Source organism: Rhizobium bangladeshense, from assembly GCF_017357245.1.
GTDB lineage: Bacteria > Pseudomonadota > Alphaproteobacteria > Rhizobiales > Rhizobiaceae > Rhizobium > Rhizobium bangladeshense.
On the sequence record NZ_CP071612.1, the window covers coordinates 3008082 to 3020828 of the forward strand.

General features: G+C 62.3%; 10 protein-coding genes. 2 read left to right on the forward strand and 8 right to left on the reverse strand.

Translation table 11 applies throughout. The features are described 5' to 3' along the window. Nucleotides 1-4: 4 nt before the first annotated feature. Entirely contained in the window at nucleotides 5-3778 is a 3774-nt protein-coding gene (gene metH / locus J2J98_RS14655; RefSeq protein ID WP_064711518.1) for a methionine synthase, read from the reverse strand. A gap of 168 nt (nucleotides 3779-3946) precedes the next feature. On the opposite strand from metH, the gene J2J98_RS14660 reads away from it, so the two are divergent. Next, complete coding sequence (locus J2J98_RS14660) at nucleotides 3947-5206, forward strand: AGE family epimerase/isomerase (RefSeq protein WP_207601435.1); 1260 nt, start codon at nucleotides 3947-3949, stop codon at nucleotides 5204-5206. Between the two features lie 33 nt (nucleotides 5207-5239). Here the strand turns inward: J2J98_RS14660 and J2J98_RS14665 are convergent, their stop codons facing one another. The 7 genes from J2J98_RS14665 to J2J98_RS14695 form a co-directional block, all read right to left on the reverse strand. After that, nucleotides 5240-5734, reverse strand: a complete 495-nt coding sequence (locus tag J2J98_RS14665; protein WP_207601436.1) for a heme-degrading domain-containing protein — start codon at nucleotides 5732-5734, stop codon at nucleotides 5240-5242. Nucleotides 5735-5823: 89 nt separating this feature from the next. After that, nucleotides 5824-6435: a flavin reductase family protein gene (locus tag J2J98_RS14670; RefSeq protein WP_064711515.1), complete on the reverse strand. Its 612-nt coding sequence runs from the start codon at nucleotides 6433-6435 to the stop codon at nucleotides 5824-5826. A 3-nt stretch (nucleotides 6436-6438) separates the two neighbouring features. Then, nucleotides 6439-7182: an aspartate/glutamate racemase family protein gene (locus J2J98_RS14675; RefSeq protein WP_207601437.1), complete on the reverse strand. Its 744-nt coding sequence runs from the start codon at nucleotides 7180-7182 to the stop codon at nucleotides 6439-6441. Between the two features lies 1 nt (nucleotide 7183). After that, the gene (locus tag J2J98_RS14680; RefSeq protein WP_207601438.1) at nucleotides 7184-8005 is read right to left on the reverse strand and encodes an ABC transporter permease; all 822 of its coding nucleotides are present in this window, start codon (nucleotides 8003-8005) and stop codon (nucleotides 7184-7186) included. Nucleotide 8006: 1 nt separating this feature from the next. Beyond that, nucleotides 8007-8921 carry an ABC transporter permease gene (locus J2J98_RS14685; protein WP_207603138.1) on the reverse strand — a complete coding sequence of 305 codons (915 nt, stop codon included), beginning with the start codon at nucleotides 8919-8921 and terminating at the stop codon, nucleotides 8007-8009. Between the two features lie 394 nt (nucleotides 8922-9315). Continuing rightward, nucleotides 9316-10614, reverse strand: coding sequence for an ABC transporter substrate-binding protein (locus J2J98_RS14690; RefSeq protein WP_064705650.1), 1299 nt, complete (start codon nucleotides 10612-10614; stop codon nucleotides 9316-9318). Between the two features lie 46 nt (nucleotides 10615-10660). Next, nucleotides 10661-11749: an ABC transporter ATP-binding protein gene (locus J2J98_RS14695; protein WP_207603139.1), complete on the reverse strand. Its 1089-nt coding sequence runs from the start codon at nucleotides 11747-11749 to the stop codon at nucleotides 10661-10663. A 268-nt stretch (nucleotides 11750-12017) separates the two neighbouring features. Here J2J98_RS14695 and J2J98_RS14700 point away from each other — a divergent pair, with 268 nt between their 5' ends. Continuing rightward, nucleotides 12018-12728, forward strand: a complete 711-nt coding sequence (locus tag J2J98_RS14700; RefSeq protein ID WP_064711512.1) for a GntR family transcriptional regulator — start codon at nucleotides 12018-12020, stop codon at nucleotides 12726-12728. The last annotated feature ends 19 nt before the right edge of the window (nucleotides 12729-12747 follow it).

Sequence of the window (12747 nt, forward strand, 5' to 3'; positions counted from 1 at the left end):
GACCCTAGGCGGCGTCCTCAATCTCCTCGTCCGCCTTTCGCGGCACGTAATTCAGCACCGGCCCGAGCCAGCGCTCGACCTCGGAAACCTCCATGCCCTTGCGCTTGGCATAGTCATCCACCTGATCGCGCTCCACCTTGGCCACGCCGAAATAATAGGAGTCGGGGTGGCCGATATAGAGGCCGGAAACGGATGAGCCGGGCCACATCGCATAGCTTTCCGTCAGCTTCACGCCCGCTGTGTGTTCCGCATCGAGCAGCTTGAACAGCGTCTTCTTCTCGGTGTGGTCAGGCTGAGCCGGGTAGCCGGGCGCCGGGCGGATGCCGGCATAGGCTTCGCCGATCAGATCTTCGTTGCTGAGCTGCTCATCCCTCGCATAGCCCCAATATTCACGTCGCACCTGCTCATGCATGCGTTCGGCGAACGCTTCGGCGAAGCGGTCGGCCAGCGCCTTGACGAGGATCGAGGAATAGTCGTCGTTCGACCGTTCGAAACGTTCGGCGATGGCGATTTCCTCGATGCCGGCCGTCACCACGAAGCCGCCGACATAGTCCTGCACGCCGCTTGTGACAGGTGCGACAAAGTCGGACAGCGCCACGTTCGCCCGCCCGTCCCGCTTCGACAGCTGCTGGCGAAGCGTGTAGAAAGTGGCAAGTTCCTTGCTGCGGCTTTCGTCCGTAAACAGGCGGATATCGTCGCCGACGGCGCCCGCCGGCCAGAAGCCGATAACGGCGCGCGGGCGGAACCACTTCTCGTCGATGATCTTCTTGAGCATCGCCTGGGCATCGGCCCAGAGCGCACGCGCCGCCTCGCCCTGCTTCTCGTCTTCGAGAATGGCGGGGAAACGGCCCCGCAGTTCCCAGGTCTGGAAGAACGGCGTCCAGTCGATGTATCTGGCAAGCTCCGCCAGATCGTAATCCTCGAACACCCGCGTGCCAAAGAACTCAGGCTTCGTCGGCTTGTAGGCCGGCCAGTCGATCTTGTGCGCATTCTCGCGTGCGCGCGACAACGGCAGGCGCACCTTCTCCGCCTCGCTGCGGGCATGCGCGGCCGCCACCTTGGCATATTCGGCTCTTATATCGTCGACATAGGACTGCCGCGTCTCCGGCGAGAGCAGCGCCGACACGACGCCGACGGCGCGGCTCGCATCGGTGACGTAGATGGCCTGCCCCTTGTTGTAGCCGGGATGGATCTTCACGGCCGTATGCACGCGGCTGGTGGTGGCGCCGCCGATCAGGAGCGGGATTTCGAAGCCCTGCCGCTCCATCTCGGCCGCGACATGCACCATCTCGTCGAGCGACGGCGTGATCAGGCCGGAGAGACCGATGATGTCGACCTTCTCGGCGATCGCCGTTTCAAGGATCTTCGTCGCCGGCACCATGACGCCGAGGTCGACGATCTCGTAATTGTTGCAGGCAAGCACGACGCCGACGATGTTCTTGCCGATATCGTGCACGTCGCCCTTGACGGTCGCCATCAGGATCTTGCCTGCGGACTGCCGGTCATCGCCGCCATTGAGGCGCTTTTCCTCTTCCATATAGGGCAGCAGGACGGCAACGGCCTGCTTCATGACGCGAGCGGATTTCACCACCTGCGGCAGGAACATCTTGCCCGAGCCGAACAGGTCGCCGACGACGTTCATGCCGGCCATCAGCGGCCCTTCGATCACGTGCAGCGGCCGGGCGGCCTGCTGGCGCGCCTCCTCGGTATCGGCTTCGATATATTCGGTGATGCCGTTGACCAGCGCGTGCTCGAGGCGCTTCTCGACGCTCCATTCGCGCCAGGAGAGATCCTGAACGCGGCCCTCCCTGGCGCCGGCGCTGCGGAAACGCTCGGCCACTTCGAGCAGCCGCTCGGTCGCGTCTGGACGGCGATTCAGCACCACGTCCTCGCAGGCCTCGCGAAGCTCGGGATCGATATTGTCGTAGACGGCGAGCTGGCCGGCATTGACGATGCCCATGTCCATGCCCGCCTGGATAGCGTGGTAGAGGAACACGGCATGCATCGCCTCGCGCACCGGCTCATTGCCGCGGAACGAGAAGGACAGGTTGGAGACGCCGCCGGAGATATGCACGAGCGGCATGCGCTCACGGATCGTCCGCGTCGCCTCGATGAAGTCGACGCCGTAATTATTGTGCTCTTCGATGCCGGTCGCGACCGCGAAGATGTTCGGGTCGAAGATGATGTCCTCGGGCGGGAAACCGATCTTTTCGGTCAACAGCTTGTAGGCGCGCGTGCAGATCTCGACCTTGCGGTCGTAATTGTCCGCCTGCCCCGTCTCGTCGAAGGCCATGACGACGACGGCGGCGCCATAATTGCGCAGGAGCCGCGCCTGGGCGAGGAAATTCTCCTCGCCCTCCTTGAGCGAGATCGAGTTGACGATCGGCTTGCCCTGCACGCGCTTCAGGCCGGACTCGATGATCGAGAACTTCGACGAATCGATCATCACGGGCACGCGGGCGATGTCGGGCTCGGCGGCGATCAGGTTGAGGAATTCGACCATCGCCTTTTCGGAATCGATCAGACCCTCGTCCATGTTGATGTCGATCACCTGCGCGCCATTCTCGACCTGATCGCGGGCGACATCGAGTGCCGCCGTGTAGTCGGCGTTGGTGATCAGCTTGCGGAACTTCGCCGACCCGGTGACATTGGTGCGCTCGCCGACATTGACGAAGGGAATGTCCTTGGTGAGTTCGAAGGGTTCGAGGCCGGACAGCGACATGAAGGGGCGATGCTCGGGGATCGGCCGCGGCTTGTATTTCGCCACGGTCTCGGCGATCGCCCGGATATGCTCCGGCGTCGAGCCGCAGCAGCCGCCGACGATGTTGACCAGGCCTTCGCGGGCGAAGCTGTCGATCTGCGCGGCCATCAGTTCCGGTGTTTCGTCGTATTGGCCGAACTCGTTCGGCAGGCCGGCATTCGGATAGGCGCAGATGAAGGTATCGGCGACGCCCGAAAGCTCCTGCAGGTGCGGGCGCATCGCATTGGCGCCGAGCGCGCAGTTGAGGCCGATCGTGAAGGGGTTGGCGTGGCGCACCGAATTCCAGAAGGCCGAGGGCGTCTGGCCGGAGAGCGTGCGGCCGGAAAGGTCGGTGATCGTGCCGGAGATCATCACCGGCAGGCGCACACCCTTGGCAGCGAAGCGCTCCTCGCAGGCAAAGATCGCCGCCTTGGCGTTCAGCGTGTCAAAGATCGTCTCGATGAGGATGATGTCGGCGCCGCCGTCGATCAGCCCGTCGATCTGCTCGCCGTAGGCTTCCCTGAGATCGTCGAAGGTGACGGCGCGGAAACCGGGATTGTTGACGTCGGGCGAGATCGAGGCGGTGCGGTTGGTCGGCCCGATGGCGCCGGCGACGAAGCGGCGGCGGCCGTCCTCGCGTTCGGCGCGGATCGCCGCCCGCCGCACGATCTCCGCACCTTCCTTGTTCAGCGCATAGACCTCGCCTTCCATCTGGTAATCGGCCTGAGCGATGCGGGTCGAGGAGAAGGTGTTGGTCTCGAGGATATCGGCGCCGGCCTTGGCGTATTTGTAATGGATCTCCTCGAGCGCGTCCGGCTGGGTCAGGATCAGAAGGTCGTTATTGCCTTTCTGGTGGCAGGCGCACCCGATGAAGCGGGTTCCCCGGAACTGGTCTTCGTCATAGCCGAGGCCCTGGATCTGCGTGCCCATGGCGCCGTCGAGAATGAGGATGCGCTCGCTCGCGGCTTTTTTCAAAGCGGCGAAAACTTCACTGCCGTCACGCTTGCCCGTTTCCGGACCAAAGAGATTGTCAAACACGGGAGGGCTCCTTGACGTCGTAAGACCAGACTTCCAGATCACATAAAGATATCTTTATGTCAATATATGGCTATCGATTTCGTGCTTTGCGAAGCTTCGCCGATGACAGGCTCGCTGGAGCTCTATATAGGCCTTTGCGACGCTTGTGTACGAAATCGGAGGAGTATCATGGCACCCGCAACCGGCAACGGCACGCTTGGAAACTGGGCAAGCCGCGACTACCATCGCGGCTGGCTGCTGAACCAGGCAAACGGCCTCTTCGATTTCTTCCAGCACAATTCGATCAATCCCAGGGGCGGCTTCTACGATCTTGACGACACCGGAAGTCCGCTCGACGCCGACGGCCAAGTGCGCGGCATCCATATCGCGGCTCGCGCGGTCCATTGCTTCTCGATCGGTGCCCTGCTCGGCCGTCCCGGCGCCTTCGACGTCGTCGACCACGGCATGAATTATCTCTGGAACCACCATCGCGACCGCAAGAACGGCGGCTATTTCTGGTCGCTCGACAATAACGGCCCGGTCGATTCCAACAAGCAGGGCTATGGCCACGCTTTCGTCCTGCTCGCCGCCTCTTCGGCAAAGACGATCGGCCATCCGCTTGCCGACGGCATGCTGGCCGATATCACCGAAATCCTGAACACCAGGTTCTGGGAACCGCGTCACGGCGCGATCGCCGAGGAATTCGCCGCTGACTGGCAGCCGCTCGACGGCGGCGCCTATCGCGGCCAGAATTCCAACATGCACCTGACAGAGGCGCTGATGGCGGCCTTCGAAGCCACCGGCGACAGGGATTACCTCACCAAGGCCGAAAGCATCGCCGATCTCGTCATCCGCCGTGCGGCCGGTTCGGTCGACTGGCGCGTCGCCGAGCACTTCGATGCCGAATGGAACCTCGATAAGGATTACTACCATCCGAATGAAATGTTCCGTCCGGCCGGCACGACACCCGGCCACTGGCTGGAATGGGCCCGCCTCATCCTGCAGCTCTGGGCGCTCGGCGGCAAGCAAATCGAATGGATGCCGGATGCGGCCAAGGCGCTTTTCGCCCAGTCGATGGCGCTCGGTTGGGACAATGACAAGGGCGGCTTCTTCTATACGCTCGATTGGGACGACAGGCCGGCCAAGCGCAACAAGCTGTGGTGGCCGGCCTGCGAGGGTGCGGCTGCCGCGCATTTCCTCAACGAGCATCTGCCGAGCGATTTCCACGAGGAAAGCTACCGCAAGATCTGGAACGTGATCGAACGCGCCTTCATCGACCATCGGAATGGCGGCTGGCATGAGGAACTGACGGAAGACCTCGTTCCCTCGCACTCGCTCTTCCCTGGCAAGGGCGACATTTATCATGCATTGCAGGCGTGTCTCATTCCACTCTTCCCGGCAACGGGCAGCCTGACGAAAGGCATCGCCGAGGCCGGCGGCAGGCTCTGACGGCTGTTTCAGGGGCCGGCAGATGCGGCCGCGTCACAGCGCAGAGAGACGCAGCGTATCGAGATCCTTCGCCAGCATCAGCGCGAGGGCCTCGACGACGAGATTGTGATCGTCGCGCTGCGGCAGGCCGGAGACGGTGACCGCGCCGATGCAGCCCGTGCCTTTGACGTTGATCGGAAAACTGCCGCCATGCGGCGCGTAATCGGCGCCGTCGAGGCCATTGTCCTCGACCGTCTTGCCGTCCTTCCTGAGTTTCAGCCCGGAAGCATAGCTGCTGCGGAAATAACGGAGCACCATGTTGCGCTTGCGCCTGACCCAATTGACGTTGTCGGGCGTGACGCCGGGAAGCGCGGCATAAAAGACCGGCATCGAATGCAGGGTTACGTCGATCGCAATGCCGAGGCCGCGCTCCGTGCCGAGTTCCTGCAGGAGCTTGCCGAGCTGCCATGCCGTGGTGAGATCGAAGGCGTCGAAGCTCAGCGCCTGTTCCTGCTCTGCGATCCGGCTGAGATCGTCTTCGATTGTCATGGATAGGCCTCCTCTGCCGCGTGATCCGCTGCAGACCATTCTCGCCGAATGCGGAAAAGTAAAGCAAAAACTTGGCGCTACCGTCGATCTCAGAGCTTCGGCGTCAGCATCTCGAAGCGGTCGCGGATGGTAGCGCAGATATCGCCGCCGAGCCTCGCAATGGCATCGACCGCCGCCGGATCGACATGTAGCCTCTCGGTATCGACGACGCCCTCGCGGTAATGCGCATAGACGATCTCGCCCATGACGATCTGCCGTGAGCGGCCGAGCTCCAGCGTCACATGCCGCCTGCATTCGAAGGCGGCCGGCGCCTCGGCGATGAAGGGCGACGCCACCTTCGCGCCCGGGACCGCTGTCAGGCCCGCCTCCTTCAGTTCGTCGACGCCGCGCGGATATTTAGCGCCGCAGACATGCATTGCCTCGGCGATCGCCAGGGAGACGATGTTGACCGTGAAGACCTCGGTCATGCGGATATTGTGGCCGGTATCCTTAAACGACATGTCGGCATTGTTCTCGACGCCGATCGCCAGGATCGGCGGATCGGCCGACAGGCAATTGAAGAAGCTGAAGGGCGCCGCATTGATCCGGCCGTGTTCGTCGACCGTCGTCACCAGCGCGATCGGCCGCGGGATGATCGTGCCGATCATCAGCTTGTAGCGTTCGCGCTCCGAAAGCTGCTTGAAATCGAAGGAAACGGCCATGGTTCAGCCGATCCTCGACACCGGCGAAAAACCGCTCATCGCGCCGGTGAAGGGTTTTGGCAGCGGCGAGGCATAGGAGCCGCGCTTGCTGGTGGAAAGCCCAAGCGACACCAGCGCCTCGGCCTGCTTGACGGCCGCCGCCACACCGTCAATGACGGGCACGCCGTAGATATCGTGCAGTTGGCGCGCAAGATCGGTCATGCCGGCGCAGCCGAGCACAATCGCCTCGGCGCCGTCTTCGGCAAGCGCCCGCTCGATCTCGGCCCTGAGCTTGCCGATTGCGCCCGAGGCCGCATCCTCTAGCTCCAGCACCGGAATGTCGGAGGCGCGCACCTTGGCGCGCTCGCCCATACCGTAGCGGCGCACGAGATTGTCGATCAGCACCCGCGACCGCTCCAGCGTCGTCACCACGGTGAAACGCTGCGCGAGGAAGCCCGCTGTCGCGATGGCCGATTCACAAAGCCCGAGGATCGGCACATCGGCGAAGCTTCGCGCCGCCTCGAGGCCGGTATCGTCGAAACAGGCGATCACAGCCGCGTCATAACCCGCCGCCTGCCGCTCCTTGAGTTCGAAAAGCAGGCCGGGGATCGCCAAGGCCCCGTCGTAATGTCCCTCGATGGAGACAGGCCCCATGCTTGAGGTAGCGTCGATGATCTCCGTGCCGGATGCAGCCACCGCGCGCGCGGCGGCGGCAGCCTTCGCGGTCATGGAGGCCGTCGTATTCGGATTAACGATGAGGATGCGCATGTCAGTCTATCTTTGCCTGCCATCGCCCCAGCATCATCATGATGCCGAGCGCGATGAGAATGATGGTGAAGGAAAATAGCGTCGTCACCGTGCCGAGCGCGTAGAGCACCGGCGTCGTGACATTGGTCGTCATGCCGTAGATTTCTAGCGGCAACGTATTGTAGGTGCCCGACGTCATTAGCGTGCGGGCGAATTCGTCATAGGAAAGCGTGAAGCCGAACAGACCAACGCCGATCAGGCTCGGCGCAATCATCGGCAGCACCACGTGGCGGAACGTCTGCCAGGACGTGGCCCCAAGGTCGCGCGCCGCCTCTTCATAGGCCGGGGAGAAGCGGTTGAAGACGGCAAACATGATCAGCACGCCGAAGGGCAGCGTCCAGGTCAGATGGGCGCCGAAGGCCGAGGAATACCAGGCGGGCTTCAGCCCGCCCTCCTGGAAGACGACGCCGATGCCGAGCGAGATGATGATCGAGGGAACGACGAGGCTGGCGACCGTGGCGTAAAACAAGGCGGTTGAGCCGCGGAACCGGCGGCGGAAGGAAAGGCCGGCAAGCAGCGATACGACGACGGTCACCACCATCACCATCAGCCCGAGGGTGAAGGAGCGCCTGAATGAGGCGCCGAAATCACCGACCGCCTGCTTCTCGAACAGGTTGAAGAACCAGTGGGTGGAAACGCCGTTCATCGGGAAGGTCAGGCCGCCGTCCGGCCCCTGGAAAGAGAGGATCAGGATCGCCGAGAGGGGGCCGTAGAGGAAGAGCACGAAGACGGCGAAGAAGATCGCCAGCAGGTAGAATTGGAGGCCGCGCTTTTCGTGGTTCATCTCAAAGCTCCTTGCGGATGTCGACGACACGCAGGATGGCGGCGACCATCAGCAGCACGACGGCAAGCAGCACCACGGCATTGGCGGCGGCGGCCGGATATTGCAACAGCGACATCTGGTTCTTCATCATCAGTGCCACCGAGGCGCTCTGGCCGCCGGACATCACCTGCACGGTTGAAAAGTCGGCCATCACGAGCGTGACGACGAAGATCGTGCCGATTGCCATGCCGGGCTTGGCAAGCGGAATGATCACGTTCCAGAGCACCTGCCAGCCGGATGCGCCGGCATCGCGGGCCGCCTCGAACAGCGACCGGTCGATGCGCATCAGCGTATTGAAGATCGGCGTCACCATGAACAGCGTGTACAGGTGCACCATGGCGAGCACGACGGCGAAATCGGAATAGAGCAGCCACTCGATCGGCTGCGGAATGACGCCCATCTCGATCAGCGCCGAATTGACCAGGCCGTTGCGTCCGAGCACTGGGATCCAGGAGATCATTCGAATGATGTTCGACGTCATGAAGGGCACGGTGCAAATGAGGAAGAGGATCATCTGCGTCGAGGTCCTGCGGATGTGGAAGGCCAGGAAATAGGCGACCCAGAATCCGATGACGAGCGTCAGCGCCCAGACGATGGCGGTGAATTTCAGCGTGTTGAGATAGGTCTTCCATGTCACCCATGAACCGAGCGTATCGGTGTAGTTCATGGTGAGGAAATCGGGATAGAGACCGGCGAAATCGTAATCCCAGAAACTGACGACAGCGATCATGGCGATCGGCAGCAGGAAGAAGAAGCCTAGGATGGCGATCAGCGGCGTCGCCTGGAGATAGGAGATGGCTGAGGGGGAGAGGCGCAAGACGCGGCCACGCCTAGGCTGCGAAGCCTGATCCGTCTGCTCTGAAACGATCGTCGCCATCATCTATTCTCCGTTATCTCGTTGACCGGGATAGTGACGGAGGGCGCGTACCGCCCCCCTCTTCCGCCTGCCGGCACCCTTGCCTGGGCCGAGCCGCCGGTCTCGACCCGTCCCTTCGGACCCCGCTGGGAAGAAGAGATTCGCGGCAGCGCCTCGGCCACCGCGAACCTTGCTCTTTGTTATCTGCCCAGCGGCAAGCTCCCCCTTCTCCCCAGCGGGGGTCGGAAGGACGGACGAGACCCGCGGCTCGCCCCGGTAGATGCCCAAAGGGCGGATGAGGGGGCGGAGCGAGGCGACGTCTTGAGCATCAGCGAAAGACAGCTCGCACCGCCTCCGAACTCCGTCCCCCTTGTGGGAGGGTTGGGGAGGGAAAAGCGGCAGACGCCGGCCTGCGTTACGCCGCGATGAACTCGTTCCAGCGGCGGACCATGTAGCGGTCCTCGTCCATGACCGAGTTCCAGCAGGCGACGGCGCCCATGCGGGCTTCGAAGGAGCCGCCGTCGCGCACCGCACCGGCTTTCTCCATGACCTTGCCTTCCGGAGAGAGGATATCGCCCTGTGCCGGCTTGCCTTCGATCCAGTAACCCCATTCGTCTGCCGTCATGAAGTTCTTGGCGGTTTCCATGCAGGCGGAATAGTAGCCCTGGCGATTGAGGTAGCCGCCGACCCAGCCCGACGTATACCAGTTGATATATTCGTAGGCCGCGTCGAGCTGCGCGCCCTTGAGATGCGCGGCAAGGCCGAGGCCGCCACCCCATGCGCGATAGCCTTCCTTGAGCGGCTGATATTTGCAGGCGATGCCCTTGGAGCGGACGGCCGCGACAGCTGGCGACCACATCGACTGGATGACGACCTCGCCCGAAGCCATCAGATTGACCGACTCGTCGAAGCTCTTCCAGAAGGCGCGGAACTGGCCGTCGCCCTTGGCCTTGATGAGGAATTCGATCGTCTTGTCGATCTCTTCCTTGGTCATGTTGCCCTTGTCGGCATATTTGATGTTGCCCATGGCTTCCATGATCATGGCCGCGTCCATGATGCCGATCGACGGGATATTGAGGATCGAAGTCTTGCCCTTGAACTTCGGATCCATGATGTCGGCCCAGCTGGTAATGTCGCGGCCGACGAGATCGGGTCGAATGCCGAGCGTGTCGGCATTGTAGATGGTGGGAACCATCGTCATCCACTGCGTCGGCTCCTTGGCGAACTTCTTGGCGTCCTGCGCCTCGACGAAGCCGACAGTATGCGGCGCCGTGCCCTGGGCGATGACGCTGTCCGGCTTCATCTTGCCGTTGATGAAGAGCGGCACGATCTTGTCGTAATATTTGAGCTTCTTGACGTCCATCGGCTGCAGCACGCCAGTTGGATACACCTTCTTGGCGATCCAGTATTCGATATCGGCGATGTCGTAGCTGTCGGGCTGGGTGACGGCGCGCTGGGCGGCGGCGTCGGAATCGGTCGCCGTCATTTCCAGAGTGATGCCGAGGTCGGCCTTGCACTTCTCGGCGATGGCGTTGATGTTCGAAACACCGGTGCCGAACTGGCGAAGCGTGATGTTCGTCTGCGCCCAGATAGTGGGAAAGCCGGTGATGGCGCCGGAGCCGGCGATGGCGCCGACGGCGGCAGCACCCGTCTTCAAGAGCGTGCGGCGGGAAAGACCCTTCGCAGCCTTGGTCGATGTCGTTTCAGTCGTCATGTGAGTTCCCCTTTTCTTGATGTGGAAGTTCATGGTTCTTGATTGATCATGCGGAGGCGCGGCCAAGAAGCACGGCATCCTCGAGCGCCCAGCTGAGCGAGACGGCGTCGCCGACCGACACCGGCCGGGCGAAATAGTCTTCGTCGTCTGAAATGACGGTGAAGTCGTCGCTGCCGGCGCCGAGAACGGTGATCTTCACCGAGGAGCCGCGATATTCAATGTTGGAGACGATGCCGTTGAACCCGAGCGTCCACTCGGTTGCCACCTGCAGACGCACGCGGTCGGTGCGGACGCCGATGTCGACCGGCTCGCCGACTTCCCTGCCCGTCCCGCGCACCGAAAAGCTCTGCCCCTCCGGCACGGTCATGACGAGCACGCCGTCCGCGCTCGACGTCACCCTGCCTGTGAGCACATTGTGATCGCCCATGAACCGCGCGACGAAGGCGGTTGCCGGCTTCTCGAAAACCTCGCGCGGCGCCGCCGCCTGCTCGATCCGGCCATCGTTCATGATAACCATCACGTCGGCGAGCGCCATCGCCTCTTCCTGGCTGTGGGTGACGTGGACGAAGGTGATGCCGAGCGATTTCTGCAGCTTCTTGAGTTCGGCGCGCATGCGAATCTTCAGGAAGGGGTCGAGCGCGGACAGCGGCTCGTCGAGCAGCAGCGCCTCCGGATCGGTGATCAGCGCGCGGGCGAGCGCCACGCGCTGCTGCTGCCCGCCGGAAAGCTGGGCCGGACGCCTGTTGGCATACGGCTCCATCTGCATCAGCTTCAGCATCTCGAGCGCCTTGGCGCGGCGCTCCACCTTATCGACGCCCTTCATTTTCAGGCTGAAGGCGACATTGTCGACCAGGTCGAGATGCGGGAAGAGCGCATAGGACTGGAACATCATCGCCGTGCCGCGCCTGGCTGGCGGAAGATCGGTGACGACCGTTTTGCCGAGCCTGATGTCTCCTGAAGAAATGCTCTCGTGGCCAGCGATCATGCGCAGCGTCGATGTCTTGCCGCAGCCCGACGGGCCGAGGAAACAGCAATAGGAACCGGCCGGAATCTTCAGGCTGATCCCGTGCACGGCCGTGGTCGTTCCGTAGACCTTCGAAACGGATACTATATCGATCTCTGCCGCTTTCGACATCATGCCTTCCCCTGTTCGGGAAAGATGATGCATCTGCCGTGCCAATCGCCGCAGGAATAGGCTATACCATTGGCAAAGCACGGTTTTCTCGCTAGAACCCGTGCAGGCCATTTTTGTAGGCAAAACATCGTCTGCACATCATTTAGGCTATCGTCTGCAATTTGCGCAAAAAATCGTATACAATTCGACCGTGATTTCGATCACAAATTCCGTTTAACTTTTGCCGCGAAGCCGGGTATGGTTTGCCCGCCATCAGGGAATAGTTTTCATGAAATCCGCCGCAAAGGCCATGCAGGCCGAAGAAGTCGCCGAAACCGGCGCGCATCAGATCCGCGATGCCATTCGCGAGGCAATTGTCGAGCGCAGGCTTTCCCCAGGCACCAAGCTCTCCGAAAATGATGTCGGCAATCTTTTCAACGTCAGCCGGACGCTTGCCCGCGCGGCACTGCAGGCGCTCTCTTATGAAGGCCTGGTCAGGGTGGAGAAGAACCGCGGCGCCTTTGTCGCCTACCCCTCCCCTGATGAGGCCCGCCAGATCTTTTCCGCCCGGCGTCTCGTCGAGCCCGGCATATTGCGTGAGGCGGCGGCGCGGATCACGCCGGATGACATCAGGAATCTGCGAGAGCTTTTGCAGGAAGAAGGCCGCCTGATGAGCGAGCGTGGCCAGACAGCGCGGCGCGCCGAGATCAAGGCATCCGGCGATTTCCACCTGATGTTGGCTGAAATCTCGGGCAATGCCATCATGCAGCGTTTCATGGAGGAGCTCGTCGCCCGCTCATCCCTCGTCATCGCGCTCTACGGCCAATCGACGGCTTCGAGCTGCGGCCATTCCGAACATGGCGACATCATCTCGGCGATCGAAGACAACGAACTCGACCGCGCCTGCCAGCTGATGCTGCATCACATCACGCACATCGAGTCCGATCTCGACCTACGCGAACGCAAGAGCCTCGGCCTCAAGGAAGCCTTCGAACTTTGAACGAGCGGGCGCACGTCGC

Bases quoted from the DNA above. Each gene is read 5' to 3' on its own strand.
- J2J98_RS14660 (WP_207601435.1), top strand. From the start codon at position 3,947: ATGGCACCCGCAACCGGCAACGGCACGCTTGGAAACTGGGCAAGCCGC.
- J2J98_RS14665 (WP_207601436.1), bottom strand. From the start codon at position 5,734: ATGACAATCGAAGACGATCTCAGCCGGATCGCAGAGCAGGAACAGGCG.
- J2J98_RS14670 (WP_064711515.1), bottom strand. From the start codon at position 6,435: ATGGCCGTTTCCTTCGATTTCAAGCAGCTTTCGGAGCGCGAACGCTAC.
- J2J98_RS14675 (WP_207601437.1), bottom strand. From the start codon at position 7,182: ATGCGCATCCTCATCGTTAATCCGAATACGACGGCCTCCATGACCGCG.
- J2J98_RS14680 (WP_207601438.1), bottom strand. From the start codon at position 8,005: ATGAACCACGAAAAGCGCGGCCTCCAATTCTACCTGCTGGCGATCTTC.
- J2J98_RS14685 (WP_207603138.1), bottom strand. From the start codon at position 8,921: ATGGCGACGATCGTTTCAGAGCAGACGGATCAGGCTTCGCAGCCTAGG.
- J2J98_RS14690 (WP_064705650.1), bottom strand. From the start codon at position 10,614: ATGACGACTGAAACGACATCGACCAAGGCTGCGAAGGGTCTTTCCCGC.
- J2J98_RS14695 (WP_207603139.1), bottom strand. From the start codon at position 11,749: ATGTCGAAAGCGGCAGAGATCGATATAGTATCCGTTTCGAAGGTCTAC.
- J2J98_RS14700 (WP_064711512.1), top strand. From the start codon at position 12,018: ATGAAATCCGCCGCAAAGGCCATGCAGGCCGAAGAAGTCGCCGAAACC.